The organism is Streptomyces sp. 5K101 (assembly GCF_046506645.1).
Taxonomy (GTDB): domain Bacteria; phylum Actinomycetota; class Actinomycetes; order Streptomycetales; family Streptomycetaceae; genus Streptomyces.
In genome coordinates, this window is record NZ_JBKFFO010000003.1 from 490485 (window position 1) to 512201 (window position 21717).

19 protein-coding genes and 1 pseudogene are annotated in these 21717 nt (G+C 73.3%); 16 read left to right on the plus strand and 4 right to left on the minus strand.

The window, feature by feature from the left end:
- The first annotated feature begins 7 nt into the window (after positions 1 to 7).
- Genes ACLB9X_RS07895 through ACLB9X_RS07905 form a run of 3 tightly spaced genes read left to right on the plus strand, consistent with a single transcriptional unit; the run spans position 8 to position 1986 of the window.
- Complete coding sequence (locus ACLB9X_RS07895) at positions 8 to 640, plus strand: MBL fold metallo-hydrolase (protein WP_410359518.1); 633 nt, start codon at positions 8 to 10, stop codon at positions 638 to 640.
- Positions 641 to 695: 55 nt separating this feature from the next.
- The gene (locus ACLB9X_RS07900) at positions 696 to 1475 is read left to right on the plus strand and encodes an exodeoxyribonuclease III (RefSeq protein WP_410359519.1); all 780 of its coding nucleotides are present in this window, start codon (positions 696 to 698) and stop codon (positions 1473 to 1475) included.
- A 58-nt stretch (positions 1476 to 1533) separates the two neighbouring features.
- The gene (locus ACLB9X_RS07905; RefSeq protein WP_410359520.1) at positions 1534 to 1986 is read left to right on the plus strand and encodes a DUF6278 family protein; all 453 of its coding nucleotides are present in this window, start codon (positions 1534 to 1536) and stop codon (positions 1984 to 1986) included.
- Between the two features lie 673 nt (positions 1987 to 2659).
- Here the strand turns inward: ACLB9X_RS07905 and ACLB9X_RS07910 are convergent.
- Positions 2660 to 3403 (minus strand): hypothetical protein, encoded by a 744-nt coding sequence (locus ACLB9X_RS07910; protein WP_410359521.1) that lies wholly within the window; start codon positions 3401 to 3403, stop codon positions 2660 to 2662.
- A gap of 105 nt (positions 3404 to 3508) precedes the next feature.
- Between ACLB9X_RS07910 and ggt the strand changes: the two genes are divergently transcribed.
- Positions 3509 to 5323: a gamma-glutamyltransferase gene (gene ggt, locus ACLB9X_RS07915; RefSeq protein WP_410359522.1), complete on the plus strand. Its 1815-nt coding sequence runs from the start codon at positions 3509 to 3511 to the stop codon at positions 5321 to 5323.
- A 149-nt stretch (positions 5324 to 5472) separates the two neighbouring features.
- Positions 5473 to 6186, plus strand: a complete 714-nt coding sequence (locus ACLB9X_RS07920; RefSeq protein ID WP_410359523.1) for a glycoside hydrolase family 75 protein — start codon at positions 5473 to 5475, stop codon at positions 6184 to 6186.
- Between the two features lie 16 nt (positions 6187 to 6202).
- On the opposite strand, the pseudogene ACLB9X_RS07925 reads toward ACLB9X_RS07920, so the two are convergent.
- A pseudogene (locus tag ACLB9X_RS07925) lies at positions 6203 to 6400 on the minus strand (type I methionyl aminopeptidase); the annotation flags it as partial.
- Between the two features lie 191 nt (positions 6401 to 6591).
- Here ACLB9X_RS07925 and ACLB9X_RS07930 point away from each other — a divergent pair.
- The 6 genes from ACLB9X_RS07930 (at position 6592) to ACLB9X_RS07955 (ending at position 14686) form a co-directional block, all read left to right on the plus strand.
- Positions 6592 to 8403, plus strand: coding sequence for a hypothetical protein (locus tag ACLB9X_RS07930; protein WP_410359524.1), 1812 nt, complete (start codon positions 6592 to 6594; stop codon positions 8401 to 8403).
- Positions 8404 to 8571: 168 nt separating this feature from the next.
- Complete coding sequence (locus ACLB9X_RS07935) at positions 8572 to 9414, plus strand: nitrilase-related carbon-nitrogen hydrolase (protein WP_410359525.1); 843 nt, start codon at positions 8572 to 8574, stop codon at positions 9412 to 9414.
- Entirely contained in the window at positions 9411 to 10691 is a 1281-nt protein-coding gene (locus ACLB9X_RS07940; RefSeq protein WP_410359526.1) for an aspartate aminotransferase family protein, read from the plus strand. The genes ACLB9X_RS07935 and ACLB9X_RS07940 overlap by 4 nt, the downstream gene beginning before the upstream one ends.
- Before the next feature lie 18 nt (positions 10692 to 10709).
- Positions 10710 to 12113 (plus strand): dihydropyrimidinase, encoded by a 1404-nt coding sequence (hydA, locus tag ACLB9X_RS07945; protein WP_410359527.1) that lies wholly within the window; start codon positions 10710 to 10712, stop codon positions 12111 to 12113.
- A gap of 19 nt (positions 12114 to 12132) precedes the next feature.
- Positions 12133 to 13134 carry a TIGR03842 family LLM class F420-dependent oxidoreductase gene (locus ACLB9X_RS07950; protein ID WP_410359528.1) on the plus strand — a complete coding sequence of 334 codons (1002 nt, stop codon included), beginning with the start codon at positions 12133 to 12135 and terminating at the stop codon, positions 13132 to 13134.
- Between the two features lie 22 nt (positions 13135 to 13156).
- Positions 13157 to 14686: an NCS1 family nucleobase:cation symporter-1 gene (locus ACLB9X_RS07955; protein WP_410359529.1), complete on the plus strand. Its 1530-nt coding sequence runs from the start codon at positions 13157 to 13159 to the stop codon at positions 14684 to 14686.
- On the opposite strand, the gene ACLB9X_RS07960 is transcribed toward ACLB9X_RS07955, so the two are convergent.
- Positions 14602 to 15480 carry an SDR family NAD(P)-dependent oxidoreductase gene (locus tag ACLB9X_RS07960; protein WP_410359530.1) on the minus strand — a complete coding sequence of 293 codons (879 nt, stop codon included), beginning with the start codon at positions 15478 to 15480 and terminating at the stop codon, positions 14602 to 14604. The genes ACLB9X_RS07955 and ACLB9X_RS07960 overlap by 85 nt on opposite strands.
- A 55-nt stretch (positions 15481 to 15535) precedes the next feature.
- On the opposite strand from ACLB9X_RS07960, the gene ACLB9X_RS07965 reads away from it, so the two are divergent.
- The 4 genes from ACLB9X_RS07965 (at position 15536) to ACLB9X_RS07980 (ending at position 19373) form a co-directional block, all read left to right on the plus strand.
- Entirely contained in the window at positions 15536 to 16969 is a 1434-nt protein-coding gene (locus ACLB9X_RS07965; RefSeq protein ID WP_410359531.1) for an amidase, read from the plus strand.
- A gap of 34 nt (positions 16970 to 17003) precedes the next feature.
- Positions 17004 to 17618: a TetR/AcrR family transcriptional regulator gene (locus ACLB9X_RS07970; protein WP_410359532.1), complete on the plus strand. Its 615-nt coding sequence runs from the start codon at positions 17004 to 17006 to the stop codon at positions 17616 to 17618.
- Between the two features lie 115 nt (positions 17619 to 17733).
- Positions 17734 to 18390 (plus strand): M15 family metallopeptidase, encoded by a 657-nt coding sequence (locus ACLB9X_RS07975; RefSeq protein WP_410359533.1) that lies wholly within the window; start codon positions 17734 to 17736, stop codon positions 18388 to 18390.
- A gap of 164 nt (positions 18391 to 18554) precedes the next feature.
- Complete coding sequence (locus ACLB9X_RS07980; RefSeq protein ID WP_410359534.1) at positions 18555 to 19373, plus strand: inositol monophosphatase family protein; 819 nt, start codon at positions 18555 to 18557, stop codon at positions 19371 to 19373.
- A 30-nt stretch (positions 19374 to 19403) separates the two neighbouring features.
- Here the strand turns inward: ACLB9X_RS07980 and ACLB9X_RS07985 are convergent, their stop codons facing one another.
- Entirely contained in the window at positions 19404 to 20198 is a 795-nt protein-coding gene (locus tag ACLB9X_RS07985) for a nucleotidyltransferase domain-containing protein (RefSeq protein ID WP_410359535.1), read from the minus strand.
- A gap of 88 nt (positions 20199 to 20286) precedes the next feature.
- Here ACLB9X_RS07985 and ACLB9X_RS07990 point away from each other — a divergent pair, with 88 nt between their 5' ends.
- A complete protein-coding gene (locus ACLB9X_RS07990) occupies positions 20287 to 21702 on the plus strand; it encodes a phytoene desaturase family protein (protein WP_410359536.1) in 1416 nt (471 codons plus the stop codon).
- Positions 21703 to 21717 lie beyond the last annotated feature (15 nt).

Genomic DNA, 21717 nt, shown 5'->3' on the forward strand with positions numbered 1-21717 from the left:
GTGCGGCATGAGGATCGTCAAGAAGACTCATTCCTGCGTCCGGCTGGAGAAGGACGGGCACACGCTCGTCATCGACCCCGGCGGCTTCAGCGAACAGGACGCGGCGCTGGGCGCGGACGCCGTCCTGGTCACGCACGAGCACCCCGACCACTTCGACGAGGGACGGCTGCGGGCCGCCCTGGAGGCGAACCCGGGCGCCGAGATCTGGACGCTGCGCAGCGTCGCGGAGCAGATCTCGGCGGCGTTTCCCGGCCGGGTCCACACCGTCGGCCACGGCGACACCTTCACCGCCGCCGGGTTCGACGTCGAGGTCCACGGCGAACTGCACGCCGTCATCCACCCGGACATCCCGCGCATCACCAACGTCGGCTACCTCGTGGACGGTTCGCTCTTCCATCCCGGCGACGCGCTGACCGTCCCCGGCCGGCCGGTCGACACCCTGATGCTGCCGGTGCACGCGCCGTGGAACAAGATCTCCGAAGTGATCGACTACGTGCGCGAGGTGCGGCCCCGGCGGGCCATCGACGTCCACGACGGGTACCTCGCCGACATCGCCCGGCCGATCTACGACCGGCAGATCGGCGGACTCGGCGGCGCGGAACACGGACGTCTGGCACCGGGGGAGTCCCGGGACGTCTGACGGCGTGAGCCCGGGCGGGCCGGTGCCTGTCACACCGCGCCGTTAGGCTTGCCGCATGCGTATCGCCACGTGGAACGTCAACTCGATCACCGCCCGGCTGCCGCGGCTGCTGGCCTGGCTGGAGAGCAGCGGCACCGACGTGCTGTGCGTCCAGGAGACCAAGTGCACCGAGGAGCAGTTCCCCGCCGAGGCCCTGCGCGAGCTCGGCTACGAGTCCGCGGTGCATGCCACCGGCCGGTGGAACGGCGTGGCGCTGGTCTCCCGGGTCGGCATCGGCGACGTGGTCAGGGGCCTGCCCGGCGCCCCTGACTACGAGGGCGTGCAGGAGCCCCGCGCGATCTCGGCGACCTGCGGTCCGGCCCGCGTCTGGTCGGTCTACGTGCCCAACGGCCGCGAGGTCGCCCACGACCACTACGGCTACAAGCTGCGCTGGCTGGAGGCGCTGTCCGTGGCGGTGACGCAGGACGCGGCGGGTGAGCGCCCCTTCGCGGTCCTCGGCGACTTCAACATCGCCCCCACCGACGACGACGTGTGGGACGTGGCCGCGTTCGAGGGCCTGACCCATGTGACCGGGCCCGAGCGCGCCGCGCTGGAGGAGCTGCACAAGCGCGGCCTCTCGGACGTCGTCCCCCGCCCCCTGAAGTACGAGCACCCCTTCACGTACTGGGACTACCGCCAGCTGTGCTTCCCGAAGAACCGCGGCATGCGCATCGACCTGGTCTACGGGAACGGGCCGTTCGGCACGTCGGTCAAGGACAGTTACGTCGACCGTGAGGAGCGCAAGGGCAAGGGCGCGTCGGACCACGCCCCGGTTGTTGTCGATCTCGACATCTAGCGTTCGTTGACGCGCGCCCTGTGGTGCGTCCGGCCGGGGGGATGCGAGGCTGAGTGGTATGAACATCCCTTTCTTGGACAACTGGCTCAGGCGCCATGACGACGATCGGGAGCACGGGGGAGGGGCCGCGGCGAAGGAGTCCGATCCGGAGCGCGCGGCGGCGATCACCGAGCTGCTGTCCGAGTGCGAGCTGCTGCGCGTCCGAGCGGGGCAGGCCGGGCTGGAACTGGACGATTCCCCGGCCTCGTTGACGGCGCTCGACCAGCTGCCCCCGCGCTGGCGGGACGACCCGGAGGAGCTGCCCTGGCTGGGCAACGACGCGGGCCTGTATCTGGGCACCGTCATCGTGCGGACGGTGCCCGGCGCCTCCTGGCACATCTGGCCGGGCGGGCACCCCGTGGTCCGGCTGGCCTCCGGCCGCGAGGTGAGCGTCGTGGAGGCCGGTCTCGAGTGGGCGGTCAACGGAGCGCCGGAGCTCTCCCAGGTCTACGCGGAGGCCGCCGAGGCATGACCGGGTGCGGCACCGGCCGAGGGGCCCGCTGCCCGCACGCGTGACGTCTGCGCCCCCGAGTGCTGCCGCTGCCCGGCGGAATCCTCGATTTATACGGATTATGTCGTGTTTATGCGTGTCGGGCGTAAAGGCCCCTGCCGGGCTGGTTAGTTTGCGCTGACCGCGACACAGCGACAAGGGGCAGGGCAGCGTATGGCCGTCGATCCGTTGATCGAGCTGACGTCAACACCTACTTCTCATGGCGCTCAAGGCGGTGCCCACCGCCGCAGTTCGTCCCCGTAGACCAGGGCCACACCGGCCGCGCGCGCAGCGCAGGCCGAACCAGAACGCTGTTGTCCGGGGGCCTTCGCGCACGCCGGTGCGGGGGTGAGGGGGCAGCAGCTCTTGGGGCACCACCCCGCCCTGCCTTGCGCAGGGCCCGGCGGCAGCCGGTGATCACTCCCTCGCAGCAGGACCGACGGACAGCACGGGCCGGCTGCCGAAGAGGAGAAGGTCAGCTGCGCGTCGGCCGGGTTGTGCCACCGGCTCGCCGAGGCCGAGCGGGCCCTGTCGTACCGACACACGACGAGGGCGCCGCTCGCCTTGGACCCGGGCCCGCCTCCCGGGCGGTGACGAGCGTCCGACGCCGTCGACGGCCTCACCTCGCCGCCCCGCGCACTCCTGCGGCCTCCGGTCAGCTCACCGCTCCGTCCGAGGCGCGCTGGGCGGGCGGGGCGCTGAGCGCGGCTCTCGTCACGTCGGCGACGACCTCGACCACGTCCGGCCCGTACGCCTGCGAGTTGACCACCTTCAGCAGCAGACAGAAGGAGTTCCGGCCGTGCTTGCGGGACAGCTTCTCGTGGTGGCGGGCCAGATAGCGGGTGGCGGCCTGGTTGGTGATGGCGCGCTGACCGCAGAAGAGGAACACCGGCCGGCTTCCCTCGCCGGCCGTCAGGCGGGCCAGCAGCACGTACTCGGCCGTGCCCCGGTCCATCCGGTAGTGCTCGGTGCCGATCACGAACGACCCCTGGTCCGGGCCCGGTTCCGTGTCGGTGTCGACCAGCACGCCGGGCAGCAGGCTCTGCAGATGGGCAGCCGTCCGGCGATTGGTGAAAGGCCCCCCGACGCAGAACTCGGTGCGCTCGCCGAAGCCCTGCTGCGTCGCGTCGTGCCAGATGATCTGCGCGTTCGCCCCGCAGTCCTTGACGAGCGCCGACAGCTCCAGCAGCGCGAACACGTCGAAGCGGTGGACCGAACCGTCCCGCCCCGCCTCGCGGTTGACGACGAGCAGACACTCCGAGTTGCCCGGCAGTCCGAAGAACGCCTGCTTGCGGCGGAGTCTGCGCCGCCAGAGGGAGGTGCGGGCCATCCAGCCGATGAAGGCGCTGATGCCGGCGGCCACCACGCCGAGCACGATGTTGCGTACGTCGTCCGTCATGGGCGCGCATGCTAGCGGTGTCCTGCGAACGGGCCGGCGGGCGGTCCTGACGGGGCGACGGCGGCGGGGTTAGGCTGCGCGGACGTTCGCCTCCGGGAGGTACGCATGCGTCGTTCCGCCGTACGGAATGTGTCGGTACTGGTTGTTGCCGCGGCCGTCGCCTCGCTCGGCGCGGCGGCACCACCGACCTCCTCCCCGCCCGGCGCGGCGCCTGCCAAGACCCCGCTCGCCGTCGGCCACGGCGGCGCCGTCGCCAGCGTCGACGCCGACGCGTCGGCCGCCGGCATCGAAGTCCTGCGCACGGGCGGCAACGCGGTGGACGCGGCCGTCGCGACCGCCGCCGCACTCGGCGTCACCGAGCCGTACTCCGCCGGAATCGGCGGCGGTGGCTTCTTCGTCCATTACGACGCGAAGTCCCGTACGGTCCACACCGTCGACGGCCGCGAGACCGCGCCGCTGTCCGCCGACGCCTCCCTGTTCCTGGAGAACGGCGAGCCCATCCCGTTCGCCGAGGGCATGACGTCGGGCCTCGGGGTCGGCACGCCCGGCACCCCCGCCACCTGGCGGACCGCACTGGACGCCTGGGGCAGCAAGCCGCTGAAGGAGCTGCTGCGTCCGGCCGAGCGGCTGGCCGAGGACGGATTCACCGTCGACGCGACGTTCCGGTCCCAGACGCAGGCCAACCAGGACCGCTTCGCCGACTTCCCGGCCAGTGCCGAACTGTTCCTGCCCGGGGGCCGGCTCCCGGTCGTGGGCTCGGTGTTCAAGAACCCGGACCTGGCCCGCACGTACAAGGAGCTCGGACGCAAGGGCGTCGGCGCGCTCTACCGGGGGCCCATCGCCGACGACATCGTCCGCACCGTGCAGGAGCCCCCCGTCGCCGAGGGCGCCGACCGTGTCGTGCGCCCCGGCGACCTGACCCGGCGCGACCTGCGCGCTTACGAGACGATCCGCCGCGCCCCCACGAAGGTGTCGTACCGGGGACTCGACGTGTACGGCATGGCGCCGTCCTCCTCCGGCGGCACCAGCGTCGGCGAGGCGCTCAACATCCTGGAGCGCTCCGACCTGTCGAAGGACAAGGCCGACGAGGCGCAGTACCTGCACCGCTTCATCGAGGCCAGCCGCATCGCGTTCGCCGACCGGGGCCGCTGGGTCGGCGACCCGGCCTTCGAGGACGTGCCCGTGCGGGGGCTGCTGTCCCAGCGGTTCGCCGACTCGCGCGAGTGCCTGATCAAGGACGACGCGGTCCTGAAGAGCCCGCTCGCACCGGGCGACCCGCGCCGGCCGGCCGCCTGCGGCTCGACCGGCGAGGCCGCGCCGACCACGTACGAGGGGGAGAACACCACGCATCTGACGACGGCCGACAAGTGGGGCAACGTCGTCGCGTACACGCTGACGATCGAGTCGACGGGCGGCAGCGGCATCACGGTGCCCGGACGCGGCTTCCTGCTCAACAACGAGCTGACCGACTTCTCCTTCGCCCCGGCCGATCCCGCGGTCCACGACCCGAACCTGCCCGGCCCCGGCAAGCGGCCCCGTTCGTCCATCTCGCCGACGATTGTGCTCGACCGCCACGACCGTCCCGTGCTGGCGCTCGGCTCGCCGGGCGGCGCGACCATCATCACCACCGTCCTGCAGACGCTGACGGGGCATCTGGACCGGGGGCTCCCGCTCGTCGACGCGATCGCCGCGCCGCGCGCCAGCCAGCGCAACCAGGCGACGACAGACCTGGAACCGGACCTGTGGAACGACCGGCGGCTGCGCGCGGCGCTCGAGGGCATCGGCCACGCCTTCCGGCTGAACCCGGAGATCGGCGCCGCGACCGGCGTGCAACGGCTGCCCGACGGGCGGTGGCTGGCCGCGGCGGAGAAGGTGCGGCGGGGCGGCGGCGCGGCGATGGTGGTCCGCCCGGCGCCGTGACGCATGGCGGCGGCCGGGGCGTGACGAGTGGGGTGGCCGGGGCGCGGCGCGTGGCGGCGGCCGGGGCGCGGCGCGGTCACCCGTCCGGCGGGCACACCGAGCCGATTCGCGCGCACACGGGTAGGAATTTTTCGACAGAAAGGTTCACCGTGTACATATCGCGCACCATACTCACCACGACCGCCTGTACCTCCCTTCTCGCGGCTGCGGCCCTGCCCGCGGCCGCCGCCCCGCCACCCGGCACCCTCGCCGCCTACGAGGCGGCCCTGCCGGCCGAGGGCACGGTCGGCGCCGACACCCTGCGGGACGCCCTCGGCGCATGCCGGCAGATATCCAACGGCAACTACCGCCAGGACAACGGCGCACGCGCCGACATCCCCGTCTGTGAACGGGACGACATCGTGTACTGGACCGCCGACCTGGACATAGACTGCGACGGCGTCCGCACGGCGAAGTGCAACAGCACCACCGACACCTGGTTCCAGCCGACCACCTCGTACCAGCAGTCCGACGGCAAGCATCTCAACGCGGAGAAGCTGCCGTTCGTCGTCGTGCCCGCCCCGAGCGACCTCTGGGACTACCGGGACTCCGGAATCCGCGGCGGAACCGTCGCCGCGCTCGTGTACCAGGACCGTGTCGTGTACGCCGTCGTCGGCGACACCGGTCCTACGGGGATCATCGGCGAGGCGTCGTACGCCGCGGCCGAGGCGCTCGGCATCGACCCGCATCCGACATACGGCGGCGCGCCATCGGGCGTCACGTACATCCTGTTCAAGAACGTGCACGCGGCCCGGATCGAGAGGCACCAGACCGCCGTCTCACTCGGCGACGCGCTGGCCCGCCGGCTCGTCGACGCCGACTGACGGGGCCGTCCGCCCAGAGCGCCGTGCGGATGCGCGGCCCGTCGTCCGGGACCGCGACCGTGTGCTCCGCGTGCGAGGCGCGGCTGCCGTCCGCCGTACGCACCGTCCGGCCGTCGCGCGCCGAGCGGTGGTCGTCGCGGCCGCCCGCGGTGACCACCATGCCGCGCCGCAGGCGCGTGCCCCGGCCCGGGCGTCCCGCATGGGGCACGCCCGGGCCCGGTCAGCGTCGCCGCGCGACCGGGCGCGGACGCACCTGCCCGAACCGCTCGCGGCCCGGGAGCCTCACGCGAGCGGCCGACGGCGGCGGGGCATCGTGCTTCCCCGTCGAAAACCGCGTGTAGCAACCGCGTAACACGCCTGCGGTCGAATGCCAGCGGTTCTACCTCCGAGTGGTCAGGGGCAGCGATGGCGGTGCATCAACTCCCGGTGGAAACCGAGGTGTTCGCGCGGTACCTCGAAGAGCTGACCGGGCGGCTCGACCCTGCGGGCGGCTGGTGCGCCGTCTTCTGGCAGCGCGACCCCGACGGAATGCGCGCCTGCCTGGAAGGGGTCGAGATCCCTCCGTGGGACGTGGTCGAGTCGCTGCTGCACGATCTGGCGACGCCGGCCGGCCCCGAGCACGCCGAGCGGGAGTCGGTCCGGGCCCGTGCGCTCCACGCGGCGGCAGCGGCGGCGCACGACCGGTTGCCGGGCGGGCGCGAGGCGCTGGAGGGGCGACGGGCGCTGATGCACGGCGAGCAGGCGTACGCGGCGGCCCGCGCGGAGGAACTGCTGCGGGCGCTGGCCGCCGAGCCGGAGGGCACGGCGGAGGCGGAGCGCCTGACGCACGAGCTGTCCTGGACCCGCGACGACCACGCCCGCGCGACGGCGCGCATCACGGAACTGACGTCCCGCCTCGAGTCGCTGCCCCACCCCGGGTCCTGGTTCACCCCGGCCGGACCCGACGCCACGGGGCCGTCCGCGCTGTCCGGCCCGGCCGGCCCCGGGGGGCCAGGACCCGACGGGCCCTGGCCGACCGGTGTGCCCGGCACGGCTGGTGCGTACGCGACCGAGACGGCCGGCGTGGGGCAGCACGTCATGGGCGGATCGCCCGACAGGCACTGGGCCTCGGGCCCGGCCGGGTCGGCGACGGCCGGCGCTGCGGGCATGGCTGCGGCTCACGGCCGGGCCGGCACGGCGGAGACCGGTGCCGTCGGCGCGGCCGAGCCCGGTGCTCCTCGCGAGCACGGTGACCCCGGCATGGCCGGGCCCCGCCCAAGACCGGCCGGAGCCGACCACGGCGCACCGGGCGCCGGAGCCGACCCCTACGGGACGGGCAGGTACAGGGCGCCCGCGGGACCCGGCGCGGCCGAAGACGCCGGGGCGGTTGCGCTGCCCGGCGCCGCCGCAGCCGGCACGGCTCCGCACGGGGCCGACCAGGGCGCACCGGGCGGCGGCACGGCTCCGCACGGCGTCCCCGCGCCGGGCAGCGCAGCCGGAGGCGGACCCGCGGAGCGCGGCGCTTCCTCCCGGGGGAAGCGGAAGCCCCGGCGGGGAGCCCGGTTCGCGGGGGTGGAGGACGACGGCGGCGCCGTCGCCGTGCCCGTGCTGCCCGTCGCCGACGACACGCCCCGGGGCGCGCGGTACGGCGGCGCTGCCGCCGCCCCCGCGTCGGCCCCGTCACCCCGGCCCGTGCACGAGACCGACGGCGCCGAGCGGGCCGCGCGCGAGACCGTCGCCGCTCTCGGGCGGCTGCGGGCCGAGGGCCGCGGCGGCGAGGCGCATGTCGTGCTGTGCGAGGCCGCCGCCGGGCCGCCGGGCCGGCTGCCCGCGCTCGCCGCCGAGCTCCACCGCGGCGGACTGGCCGCGGACTGGGCCACCCTCCTGTGGGAGGTGGCGTCCCAGCCCGCCGCCCACCTCGCCGCGGCCGCCGACGCGCTCGCCGCGGCCGGACGGGCCGACGACGGACGCCAGTTGCTGCGCCAGGGGGTCTCGCGCCCCGCCGAGGAGATCGCCGACACCGCGCTCGCGCTGGCGGACGAGGGCCTCGGCTCCCGTGCCCGCGCGCTGCTCGCCGCGTACGCGCAGGTGCGCCCCGCCGAGGACGCGGCCAGAGTCGCCGGCCGCGACCCGGCACGGCTCGTTCCCGCCCTGCTCGACGCCGCCCGCGACGTCCCACCGGACCGCGAGCGCGACCTTATGCACGCGCTGCGTGTGGCTGGGTACCTCGGTGCCTGACCGAGACGAAACCGTTCCGGAATCGACCGCTCAGGTGCGAAACATGATCGACTCCGCGGGTTGACGACGATGGTCTTGCCCCGCTGTGTGACGTGGCTTACGTTCTCCATCTGCGTATTGCGTCTACGTGCGTAGAGGCTCTCTGGCGTCTCGTCGAAGGAGCAGCTCATGGCCCATGTCGTACGCGCCGCCCTCGTCCAGGCCACCTGGACCGGCGACACCGAATCGATGATCGCCAAGCATGAGGAACACGCCCGCGAGGCCGCCAGGCAGGGCGCCAAGGTCATCGGATTCCAAGAGGTCTTCAACGCTCCGTACTTCTGCCAGGTGCAGGAGCCCGAGCACTACCGCTGGGCCGAGCCCGTCCCGGACGGTCCCACTGTCCGCAGGATGCAGGACCTCGCCCGCGAGACCGGCATGGTGATCGTCGTCCCGGTCTTCGAGATCGAGGGTCCGGGCTTCTACTACAACACCGCAGCGGTCATCGACGCCGACGGCAGGTACCTCGGCAAGTACCGCAAGCACCACATCCCCCAGGTCAAGGGCTTCTGGGAGAAGTACTACTTCAGGCCGGGCAACGCGGGCTGGCCGGTGTTCGACACCGCCGTCGGCAAGGTCGGCGTGTACATCTGCTACGACCGCCACTTCCCGGAGGGCTGGCGCCAGCTCGGCCTCGCCGGGGCGCAGTTGGTCTACAACCCGTCCGCCACCCACCGCGGTCTGTCCTCCCACCTCTGGCAGCTGGAGCAGCCGGCCGCCGCCGTCGCCAACGAGTACTTCGTCGCCGCCATCAACCGCGTCGGCATCGAGGAGTACGGCGACAACGACTTCTACGGCACGAGCTACTTCGTCGATCCGCGCGGCCAGTTCGTCGGCGACCTCGCCAGCGACAAGGAGGAGGAACTGGTCGTACGCGATCTGGACTTCGACCTGATCGAGACCGTACGGCAGACATGGGCGTTCTACCGGGACCGCCGACCCGACGCGTACGAAGGGCTTGTGCAGCCGTGACCGATCTGTACGGGCGCCACAAGGCCGTCCTGCCCGACTGGCTCGCCCTCTACTACGACTGCCCCATCGAGATCACCCACGGCGAGGGCCGCCACGTCTGGGACGCGGACGGCAACCGCTACCTGGACTTCTTCGGCGGCATCCTCACCACCATGACCGCGCACGCCCTGCCCGAGGTCACCAAGGCGGTGAGCGACCAGGCCGCGCGGATCATCCACTCCTCCACTCTCTACCTCAACCGCCCCATGGTGGAGCTCGCCGAGCGCATCGCCGCCCTCTCCGGCATCCCCGACGCGCGCGTCTTCTTCACCACCTCCGGCACGGAGGCCAACGACACCGCGCTGCTGCTCGCCACCGCGTACCGCCGTTCCAACCAGATCCTGGCGATGCGCAACAGCTACCACGGCCGGTCCTTCTCCGCGGTCGCGATCACGGGCAACCACGCCTGGTCCCCGACCAGCCTCTCGCCCCTCCAGACGCTGTACGTCCACGGCGGCGTACGCACCCGCGGTCCCTACGCCCGGCTGTCCGACGCGCAGTTCATCCAGGCGTGCGTCGCCGACCTGGAGGATCTGCTCGGCCACACCCGCGACGTCGCAGCGCTGATCGCCGAACCGGTGCAGGGCGTCGGCGGGTTCACCTCCCCGCCCGACGGGCTGTACGCCGCCTTCCGTGAGGTGCTCGACCGGCACGGCATCCTGTGGATCTCCGACGAGGTGCAGACCGGCTGGGGCCGCACCGGTGAACACTTCTGGGGCTGGCAGGCGCACGCCCAGAACGGCCCGCCGGACATCCTCACCTTCGCCAAGGGCATCGGCAACGGCATGTCCGTCGGCGGTGTCGTCGCCCGCGCCGACGTCATGAACTGCCTCGACGCCAACTCCATCTCCACCTTCGGCGGTTCGCCCGTGACCATGGCGGCCGGCGTCGCCAACCTCGCCTACCTGCTGGAGCACGACCTCCAGGGCAACGCACGGCGCGTCGGCGGGCTGCTCATCGAGCGGCTGCGCGCCATCGGCGCGGCCGTCCCCGCCGTACGGGAGGTGCGCGGACGCGGCCTGATGATCGGCATCGAGCTGGTGCGACCGGGCACCGACGAGGCCGACCCCAAGGCCGCCGGCAAGATCCTGGAGGCTGCGCGCGAGAACGGCCTGCTGATCGGCAAGGGCGGCGGCCACAACACCAGCGTCCTGCGCATCGCCCCGCCGCTCTCGCTCACCGTCGCCGAGGCGGAGGAGGGCGCGTCCCTCCTCGAACAAGCCCTGCGCGCCGTCTAGTCCACACACGAGGAGACCATGAGCACCCGCACCCTGATCCGCGGCGGTCTCGTCATCACCGCCGCCGACGAGATCCACGCCGACGTCCTGATCGACGACGGCCGGATCGCCGCACTCGCAGCCCACGGCACCTCCGCCGCCGAGTCCTGGACCGCGGACCGCGTCATCGACGCCACCGGCAAGTACGTCATCCCGGGCGGCGTCGACGCCCACACCCACATGGAGCTGCCGTTCGGCGGCACGTCCGCATCGGACACCTTCGAGACCGGCACCCGCGCGGCGGCCTGGGGCGGCACCACCACCATCGTCGACTTCGCCGTGCAGTCGGTGGGGCACTCCCTGCGCGAGGGCCTGGACGCCTGGTACGCCAAGGCCGACGGCAACTGCGCCGTGGACTACGCCTTCCACATGATCCTCTCCGACGTCAACGAGTCCTCGCTCAAGGAGATGGACCTGCTGGTCGAGGAGGGCGTGACCTCCTTCAAGCTCTTCATGGCCTATCCGGGCGTCTTCTACAGCGACGACGGACAGATCCTGCGCGCCATGCAGCGCTCGTCGTCCAACGGCGGCCTGATCATGATGCACGCGGAGAACGGCATCGCCATCGACGTCCTCGTCGAGCAGGCCCTCGCCCGGGGTGAGACCGACCCCCGGTACCACGGCGAGGTCCGCAAGGTGCTGCTGGAGGCCGAGGCCACCCACCGGGCCGTCCAGCTCGCCCGGGTCGCCGGCGCGCCGCTGTACGTCGTGCACGTCTCGGCCGAGGAGGCGGTCGCCGAACTCGCCGCGGCCCGCGACAAGGGGCTGAACGTCTTCGGCGAGACCTGCCCGCAGTACCTGTTCCTGTCCACCGACAACCTCGCCGAACCGGACTTCGAGGGCGCCAAGTACGTCTGCTCCACGCCGCTGAGGCCCAAGGAGCACCAGGCCGCACTCTGGCGCGGGCTGCGCACCAACGACCTCCAGGTCGTCTCCACGGACCACTGCCCGTTCTGCTTCAGCGGCCAGAAGGAACTGGGCCGCGGCGACTTCTCCAAGATCCCCAACGGGCTGCCGGGCGTGGAGAACCGCATGGACCTCCTCCACCAGGCCGTCGTCGACGGCCACATCAGCCGCCGCCGCTGGATCGAGATCGCCTGCGCCACCCCGGCCAGGATGTTCGGCCTCTACCCGAAGAAGGGCACCATCGCACCGGGCGCCGACGCGGACGTCGTGATCTACGACCCGCACACCGAGCAGACGCTGTCCGCCGCGACCCACCACATGAACGTCGACTACTCGGCGTACGAGGGCAGGACCGTCACCGGACAGGTGGAGACCGTCCTGTCGCGCGGCGAGACGGTCATCGACCGGCGCGCGTTCACGGGCCGCGCCGGCCACGGCGTCTACACCCCGCGCGCCACCTGCCAGTACCTGAACTAGCCAGAACCAGGAGGCCCTCGTGGACTTCGGACTCGTCCTGCAGACCGACCCGCCCGCGTCCGCCGTCGTCGGGCTGATGCGGCGCGCGGAGCGCAACGGCTTCCGATACGGCTGGACCTTCGACTCCGCGGTCCTGTGGCAGGAGCCGTTCGTCATCTACAGCCGCATCCTCGAACACACCCAGAAGCTGACCGTGGGCCCCATGGTCACCAACCCCGGCACCCGCACCTGGGAGGTCACCGCCTCCACCTTCGCCACGCTCAACGACATGTACGGCAACCGCACCGTGTGCGGCATCGGCCGCGGCGACTCGGCGATGCGCGTCGCGGGCCGCAAACCCAACACCCTCGCCAGGGTGGGCGAGGCGATCGGCGTCATCCGCGACCTGGCCGAGGGCCGGGAGGCGGTCGTCGACGGCCAGCCGATCCGCCTGCCCTGGGTGAAGAACGGCAGGCTGCCCGTGTGGATGGCGGCGTACGGGCCCAAGGCGCTGGCGCTCGCCGGGCAGAAGGCCGACGGGTTCATCCTCCAGCTCGCCGACCTGTACCTCACCGAGTGGATGGTGAAGGCCGTGCGCGCGGCGGCCGCCGAGGCCGGGCGCGACCCGTCGTCGGTCACCATCTGCGTCGCGGCCCCCGCGTACGTCGGAGACGACCTCGCGCACGCCCGCGACCAGTGCCGCTGGTTCGGCGGCATGGTCGGCAACCACGTCGCCGACCTCGTCTCCCGCTACGGCGAGCACTCCGACATGGTCCCCGAGGCGCTGACCTCCTACATCAAGGAGCGGCACGGCTACGACTACAGCCATCACGGCCGCGCCGGGAACCCGTCCACCGACTTCGTGCCGGACGAGATCGTGGACCGGTTCTGCCTCCTCGGCCCCGCCGAGGCGCACATCGACAAGCTCAAGGCACTGCGCGACCTGGGCGTGGACCAGTTCGCGGTCTACAACATGCACGACGCGAAGGAAGCGACGATCGACGCGTACGGCGCGCAGATCATCCCGGCTCTCACCAGATGACCGTCTGCTGAAAGGTCACCACATGACCGCGACCGTCCCGCCCGTGCCCTCCCAAGGACCCTCATCCGACCCGGCGGGACGCGTCGAACTCCCGCCGGGCGTCCTCCCGGCCGACAGCCGTTTCGTCAACGACGACCTGCTGCCCGTGCCCGTCGCCCGCCGCCGCTGGACCGTGTACAACTTCACGGCCCTGTGGGTCGGCATGGCGCACAACATCCCCTCCTGGCTGCTCGCTTCCGGCCTCGTCGCGCTCGGTATGGACTGGAAGCAGGCCGTCTTCACCATCGCGCTCGCCAACGTCATCGTGCTGGCGCCGATGCTGCTCACCGGGCACGCCGGGCCCAAGTACGGCATCCCCTTCCCGGTGCTCGCCCGTGCCTCGTTCGGGCTGCGGGGCGCCAACCTGCCCGCGATGATCCGCGCCGCCGTCGCCTGCGCCTGGTTCGGCATCCAGACGTGGATCGGCGGCCAGGGCATCTTCGTCCTGCTGGGCAAGATGTTCGGCGGCTGGGCGGAAGTGGCGAGGATCGGCGGCCAGCCGTGGACGCTGTGGGTGTGCTTCGTCCTGTTCTGGGCACTCGAACTGGCCATCATCTACCGGGGGATGGAGGCCCTGCGCCGCTTCGAGAACTGGGCCGCGCCGTTCGTCATCGTCGGCGCGCTGGTGCTGCTGGGGTGGATCGCGGCCAAGGCGGGCGGTCTCGGGCCGCTGCTCGACCAGCCGTCGAAGCTGGGCTGGGGCGCGGACTTCTGGCCGGTGTTCTTCCCGTCCCTCATGGGCATGATCGCCTTCTGGTCGACGCTGTCGCTCAACATCCCGGACTTCACCCGCTTCGGCGCGGGCCAGCGCGCCCAGATCTGGGGCCAGACGCTCGGGCTGCCGACCACGATGACCCTCTTCGCGCTGCTGTCCGTCTTCGTCACCTCCGGCTCGCAGGCCGTGTACGGGGCGGCGGTCTGGGACCCGGTCGCGCTCGCGGGCAAGACGGACAACGTCTTCGGGCTGCTCTTCGCCCTGGTGACCGTGCTCGTCGCGACGATCTCGGTGAACATCGCGGCGAACGTCGTCTCACCGGCGTACGACCTGGCGAACCTGGCCCCGCGCTTCATCAACTTCCGCAGGGGAGCACTGATCACGGGTGTCGTCGGCGTGCTGATCATGCCGTGGAAGCTGACCGCGACGCCCGAGCTGTACATCTTCACCTGGCTCGGCCTGGTCGGCGGACTGCTCGGCACGGTCGCCGGCATCCTCATCGCGGACTACTGGCTGGTGCGGCGGACCGTGCTCGACCTCCCCGCCCTCTACACGCCCGGCGGACCTTACTGGTACACGTCCGGCTGGAACGCGCGCGCGGTCGTGGCGTTCGCGGTCGGCGGGGTGCTCGCGGTCGGCGGCTCGCACTCGGCACCGGGCAAGGGCCCCTTCCCGTCGGACGGCCTGATCCCGTTCCTGCGACCGCTCGCGGACTACGGCTGGGCGGTTGGGCTGGCGGCGTCGCTGGTGCTGTACGTGGGGCTGACGGGGGTTGCGGGGCGGCGGACGAGGGCGTGAGGGCGCGGCGGGGGGCGCTGCGCCGCGACCAGTTGGCGCAGCGTCTTCTCGGCCGCGCCGCCGCGCTGCAGGCGTTCCGCGACACCGGGGAACTGCCCCGCTACGGCGCTGAGGAGCCGCAACTCCAGCGGAGCCACGTTGATCTCGGCCACGTCGCGTTCCACCGCCCGTGTCACCCCGGCAACCACCTGCCGCGGCGACACCGTGCGTATGCCCGCCGGAGGCTTCGCGCCCGTGTCGGCGAACATGCCCGCGTCCCGGACGAAGCCGGGCTGGACGATCGAGACCCCGACGCCCGTGCCGTGCAGGTCCTGGCGCAGCCCGAGCGCGAAGCCGCGCAGGCCGAACTCGGTACCGCTGTACAGCGACGCCGACTTGGAGGCCGCCTTGCCCGAGAGGGAGCCGATGAACGCCAGATGACCCCGGCCCGCCGCCACCATGGCGGGGGCCAGCAGGCGGGCGAGCATGGCCGGGGCGTGCAGGTTCACGGTAAAGGCGCGCTCGACCTGCTCGGGGGTGCAGTCGAGCAGGTCGCCGCTGGAGGGCAGCGCGGCGTTGGTGATCAGGACGCCGGTGCCGGCGGCTTCGGCGGCGAGGCGGCGCACGTCGTCCGGCCGGGCCAGATCGGCGACGATCGCGCGGGCACCGTGACGCTCGGCGAGCGGGCGCAGCGCCTCGGCGCGCCGCCCGCTCACGGTCAACTTGGCACCCTGGGCGGCAAGTTCGGCGGCCAGGGCGCCGCCGATGCCGCCGGTCGCTCCGGTGAGCAGAACGCTTGCTCCGGTGATCCGCATCTGGTTACCCTCCAGTTCTGTTCGTTCGAACGAACAATAAGGAGGCGGGAGGAACGTGTCCACAGACCCGTTCGGCGGACTGGCCGAACACGCAAGGGCGTTGGCGGCGGGCGAGACCACGTCCGAGGCGCTCGTGACGGGCGCGCTCGCCCGTATCGAAGCCACTCAGGGCACCCTCAACGCCTTCCGTACCGTGCGCGCAGAGGCCGCCGTCGAGGAGGCGCGGGCCGCCGACCGCAGGCTCGCCGCGGGGGAGCGGCTGCCGCTGCTCGGCGTGCCGATCGCGGTCAAGGACGACACCGACGTGGCCGGGGTGCCCACCTTCTTCGGCTGCGCGGGCGACATCCCGCCCGCCACGGAGGACGGTGAGGCGGTGCGCCGGCTGCGGGCCGCGGGCGCGGTGATCGTCGGCAAGACGAACACGTGCGAGCTGGGCCAGTGGCCGTTCACCGAAGGCCCGGCCTTCGGCGCCGCCCGCAATCCCTGGTCCACCGGCCACACGCCCGGCGGTTCCTCGGGCGGCTCGGCGGCGGCCGTGGCGGCTGGACTGGTGCCCGCGGCGCTCGGCTCGGACGGCGCCGGGTCCATCCGCATCCCCGCGGCCTGGACCCATCTCGTGGGCATCAAGCCGCAGCGGAGCCGCGTCTCCGTCCACCCGTACGACGACTGCTTCCAGGGCCTGACGGTCTACGGTCCGCTCGCGAGGACCGTCGCCGACGCCGCCCTGCTGCTCGACGCGGCGGCGGGCGCGCACCCCAGGGAGCGCTTCCGGCCCGCCGCGATCGACGCGTCGGCGGCGGCCCGCAGGGAACCGGGACGGCTGCGCGTCGCCCTGGCCCTGCGTCCGCCGCTCACCCTCACGGGCGCCCGCGCCCACCCCGAGGTGCGAGGCGCGGTCACCGCGCTCGCCGACGCCCTGGCCCGCCTCGGCCACGACGTCGAGGAGGCACGCCCCCGTTACGGCCTCGTCGGGCTCGCCTTCCTGCCGCGCGCGGCAGCCGGCATCGCCGCGTACGCCGACCGCCACCCCGACCCCGCCCTGCTGGACCCGCGTACCCGGTCCGCGGCCCGCTCCGGCCACCGCCTCGGCCGCCTCGTCCCGGCCGCACGGGCCCGCGAGGCAGCGCAGCACCGCAGGATCGGCGCCTTCTTCGACCGCTACGACGTGCTGCTCACGCCCACCACGGCCGTCCCGCCGCCGCGGATCGGGTCCTTCGACGGACTGTCCGCGCCGCGCACCGACATCCGGATCGCCGCGGCCTGCCCGTACGCCTGGCCGTGGAACGTGCTCGGCTGGCCCGGCGTGAACGTGCCCGCCGGCTTCACCGCCCACGGACTTCCTGTCGGCGCCCAACTCCTCGGCCCCGCGGGCAGCGAGGAACGGCTCATCTCCCTCGCCGCCCAACTGGAGGCCGGCCAGCGGTGGTACGAGAAACGTCCGCCCTCGCCGCTCGGCGCGGCGGCCGTCGGCGGCACCCCCACCCCGTGACCAGCACCAGCGCGCCGATGGGACAATGGCGTCCATGCCCACCGCCGCCCGCGCAGCCGCCACCCGGCAGCGCATCATCGAGGCCGTCCTGCACATCATCGGCAAGGACGGGGTCGCGGCGGTCACCAACCGGCGGATAGCCAAGGAGGCCGGGGTCTCGCTCGGCTCGGTGACGTACCACTTCGCGACCCAGCACGACCTGCTGCGGGAGAGCCTGCTGCACTTCGTCCGCGACGAGACCCGGCGCTTCACCGCCCTCGCCGACCAGTGCCGGAGCGAGGGCGTCGACATCGCGGGCGCGGCGGCGCTCGCCGGCCGCGTGGCGGGCGGCATCGACTTCGACAGCGAGCACATCGCCACGTTCGAGCTGTACGTCGAGGCCGGGCGGGACGAGCGGCTGCGGGAGGCGGCGGCCGAGGCGTTCGCCGCGTACGACCGGCTCGCCGCCCAGATCCTGACCGGTCTCGGCGTCCCGGACGCCGAACGGTACGCGGCGACGACGGTCGCCCTGGTGATGGGCCTGCAACTGCGCAGGCTGGCCACCGGCGGGCCCGCCGAGGACCTGGTCGACGCGCTGTTGCTGCTCGCGCGGGGAGCGGTCGGCCCGAGCAGCGGAAACGGATTGCCTGTATCGCCCGCCGGGGGCTGACCCCATCTGATGCGAGCCGGGCAGGCCCGAGCAGCGGAAACGGCGGGCCCGTGCCACCCGCCCGGGCTGACGCCCGTCTGATGCGGGCCGGACGGCGCGTAATTACCCTGAAAGGGTGCATATCGCTCGCCGGTGCACCGGACCCGCCCTGGTCCTGGGGCTGGTGCTCGGTCTCCTGCCCGGTCACGCCGTCACGGCCGACGGGCCCCGGTTCACGGCCACCGTGCGGGACGTGCCGGGGGAGAAGCTCGGAGCGAGTCACGAGCCCGGCTGTCCGGTGCCGCCGGAGCGGCTGCGGCTGATCACCATGGACCACTGGGGCTTCGACGGTCGCATCCACCGCGGCGAACTGATCGTCCATCAGGACGTGGTCCGCCCCGTGCTGCACGTCTTCCGGGAGATCTTCGACGAACGCTTCCCCATCCGGCGCATGCGCGTCATGGCGGAGTACGACGGGAGCGACGCGCGCGCCATGGCCGACGACAACACCTCCGCCTTCAACTGCCGCCGGGTGACCGGCGACGCCGGCCACCTGTCCCGCCACTCCTACGGCGACGCCGTCGACATCAACCCGCTGGAGAACCCGTACGTGGACCGCTCGGGCGCCGTCCACCCGCCGGCCGCCGAACGCCACCTGGCGCGCGACCCGGCCACCGGGGGGCTGATCACGCCGGGCGACGCCGTGACCCGGGCCATGGAGGGGGCCGGCTGGCAGTGGGGCGGCCACTGGTCGCCGCCCGACTACCACCACTTCTCCGCCGACGGCACCTGACCGGCACCTGAACGTGCACCCGAGCGGCACCCGAGCAGCACCTGAACGGCACCCGAGCGGCACCTCCGGGCGCCCGGCGGGCCGAACCGCCGGGAAACGCCGGGTTGCGGGCCGGGGAACCGGGGCCCTCCCGCGATGTCAGCGGGACGTGGTTGGCTGGTGACATGATCGATGACTTCCTGACCGGTGATCTCTCCGACGTCGAGGAGGCGCTGCGCAAGGCGGCGGCCGCCGAGATCACGCCGCGCTTCCGGCAGCTCGCCGAGCACGAGATCGTCGAGAAGAACGGCCCGCACGACCTCGTCACCGCCGCCGACCGGCTCGCCGAGGCGCATCTGACCGCGTCGCTGACCGCCCTGCTGCCGGGCTCCGTGGTCGTCGGCGAGGAGGCGGTGCACGCGGACCCGGCGGTCTACGAAGCGCTGCACGGCGACGCGGCCGTGTGGATCGTGGACCCCGTCGACGGCACGCGCCAGTTCGTCCACGGTGAGCCCGGCTTCTGCACCCTGGTCGCGCTCGCCCACCGCGGCGAGGTCCTCGCCTCCTGGACGTACGCGCCGGTGCCCGACGAGCTCGCGGTCGCGGTGCGCGGCGGGGGTGCCCGGCTGGGCGGCGAGGTGCTGCGTTCCGGCTCGCCCGCCCCCGGCGCGGTGCTCCACGTGGCCATGTCGCACCCCGACTACACGACTCCCGAGCAGAAGCGGGCGCTGCTCGGACTCGCGGCGCCCGGCGTGCTGGCGCGTCCGTGCGGATCGGCGGGTCTGGAGTACCTGGACGTCGCCAGGGGCGCCCTGGACGCCGTCGCCTTCTCGTGGGAGTACGCCTGGGACCACGCGGCCGGACTGCTGCTGGTCACGGAGGCGGGCGGTGCCCATCTCACCGTCACCGGTGAGCCCTTCCGCATCACGGGCGGCAACAGCCTCCCCTTCACGGCCGCCCGTGACGAGGCGACCGCCCGGCGCATACGGGAGCTGCTGACCTGACGCGTCCGGCCCGGCCCTCGGCGGAGGCGGTCAGGTCAGCCGTGACCTGATCTCCCGCACCAGCTCGTCCGCCGCCTCCACCGCCGCCGCGTCCAGTCCGGCGAGCGCCGCCGACACGCGCGCGGTGAAGTCACGGGGCACACCCGGCAGCGCTGCGGCGGCCGCCAGCGCGCCCTTTTCGTTCAGGCACCACACACGGTGATACGCGTGCAGCGACTGCACCAGCACGCCGAACGCCCGGGACAGGCACAGCGAGACGTGCAGCGTGTCACCCGACCCCGCCGACTTGCGCGCCGCCGCGACGGAGAACTCCGCCTCCCACACGGCCCCCACCAGCGCCGCGCGCAACGGCTCCGGATACGTCGCCGTCTGCGCCCGAAGCTCCGTCAACTCGCCTGTGGGATCGGCCAGTACGCGGCACAGCGCCACCTCGCCGGCGTAGGCAGGCGACCAGAAGCCCAGCGGATGGCCCGGCTGCACACCGGTCTCGTAGCGGCCGGCGCGGCAGTCCGTCCACACGCGCCGCACCCGGTCCAGGTCCCGCAGGATCCAGTCCACGGGCGTCCCGTCCACGGTGAGCCAAGCGCCGCCGTCGACCCATGGTCCCCAGCCGCCGGGCCCGGCGACCTCCACCGGAGCACCGGTCAGCTCGGCGGCGAGCTCCGCGAGGGCCGCGACATCGGGCTCGCCGCGGTAGTACACGCCGAGGTCCCAGTCGGAGTCCGGCCGGTGGACGCCGCGCGCCCGGCTGCCGCCGAGCGCCACGGCGCGGATCCCGGCAACGGCGGTGAGCCGCCGGGCCATGGTCTCGATCGTGGTCTGCATCGGGAGGGAACGCTACCCGTGGCCCCGCTGTCGGCGCCCCGGAATATCCTGGGTGCTCATGGCCGTCGGCTGACAAAGGAGTCCGCAGGTGCCGTCGATGCTCGATGCCGTCGTCGTGGGGGCGGGGCCCAACGGGCTGACGGCCGCGGTCGAACTGGCCCGCCGCGGCCTGTCCGTCGCCGTGTTCGAGGCCCTGGACAGCGTGGGCGGCGGTGCGCGCACCGAGGAGCTGACCCTCCCCGGCTTCCGCCACGACCCCTGCTCGGCCGTGCACCCCCTCGGCATCGGATCGCCCGCGTTCGCCGCCATGCCGCTCGCCCGGTATGGCCTCGAGTGGCTGCACCCCGCGCTGCCCCTCGCGCACCCCTTCCCCGACGGCACGGCCGCGGTCCTCAGCCGCTCGGTCGGCGAGAGCGCCATGTCCCTCGGCGCCGCCGACGCGGGCGCCTACCGCCGCCTCGTCGCCCCGTACCTGGGGCACTGGGGCGACCTCGCGGCCGACTTCCTGCGCACGCCCTGGGACGGCCTGCCCCGCGCCCCGTACCGCTTCGCCCGCTTCGGGCTCGACGCGATCCGGCCCGCCAGCTGGCTCGCCCGCCGCTTCCGGGGGGAGAAGGGCAGGGCGCTGCTCGCCGGGCTCGCGGCGCACGCGATCGCGCCCACGAGCGGCGTCGCCACGGGCGGCATCGCCCTGATGTTCGCGCTGGCCGCCCACGAGGTCGGCTGGCCGGTGCCCCGGGGCGGCTCCCAGGCCATCTCCGACGCCCTCGCCGCCTACCTGCGGGAGCTCGGCGGCACCGTCCACACCGGCGCCGAGGTCAGGCGCCTGGACGAGCTGCCGCCCGCCCGCGCGTACGTCTTCGACACCTCGCCGACCGCGCTCGCCCGGATCGCCGGACTGGGCCAGGCGTACTGGCGCTACCGGTACGGCGCCTCCGCGTTCAAGATCGATTACGCGCTGTCCGGCCCGGTGCCGTGGACCGCGAAGGAGGCCCGCGCGGCCGGCACCGTGCACATCGGACCGACCGCGGGCGAGATCGACGACGCCCTGCGGCGGGCCGTCGAGGGGCGCGACCCCCGGGCCCCGTTCCTCATCACCGCCCAGCCCAGCCTGATCGACCGCACCCGCGCCCCCGAGGGCCGCCATGTCCTGTGGGCGTACGGCCATGTGCCGGCCGGCTGGGAGGGCGACGCGACGGAGGCCGTCGAGCGGCAGCTGGAGCGGTTCGCGCCCGGCTTCCGCGACCTGGTCCTCGCCCGCGCCGTCGCCGGCCCGCCCCAACTGGCCGCGCGCAATGCGAACTACGTGGGCGGTGACATCGCCTGCGGAGCGTTCGCCGGCCTCCAGACCGTGCTCCGCCCCAAGCTGGCCCGCGTCCCGTACGCCACCGCGCACCCCGCCGTGTTCCTGTGCTCGTCGGCGACCCCGCCGGGGCCGGGGGTGCACGGCATGTCGGGGCACCACGCGGCCAAGGCGGTCTGGCGCCGGCTGCGGCAGCGCTGACGCGGCCTGCGGGCT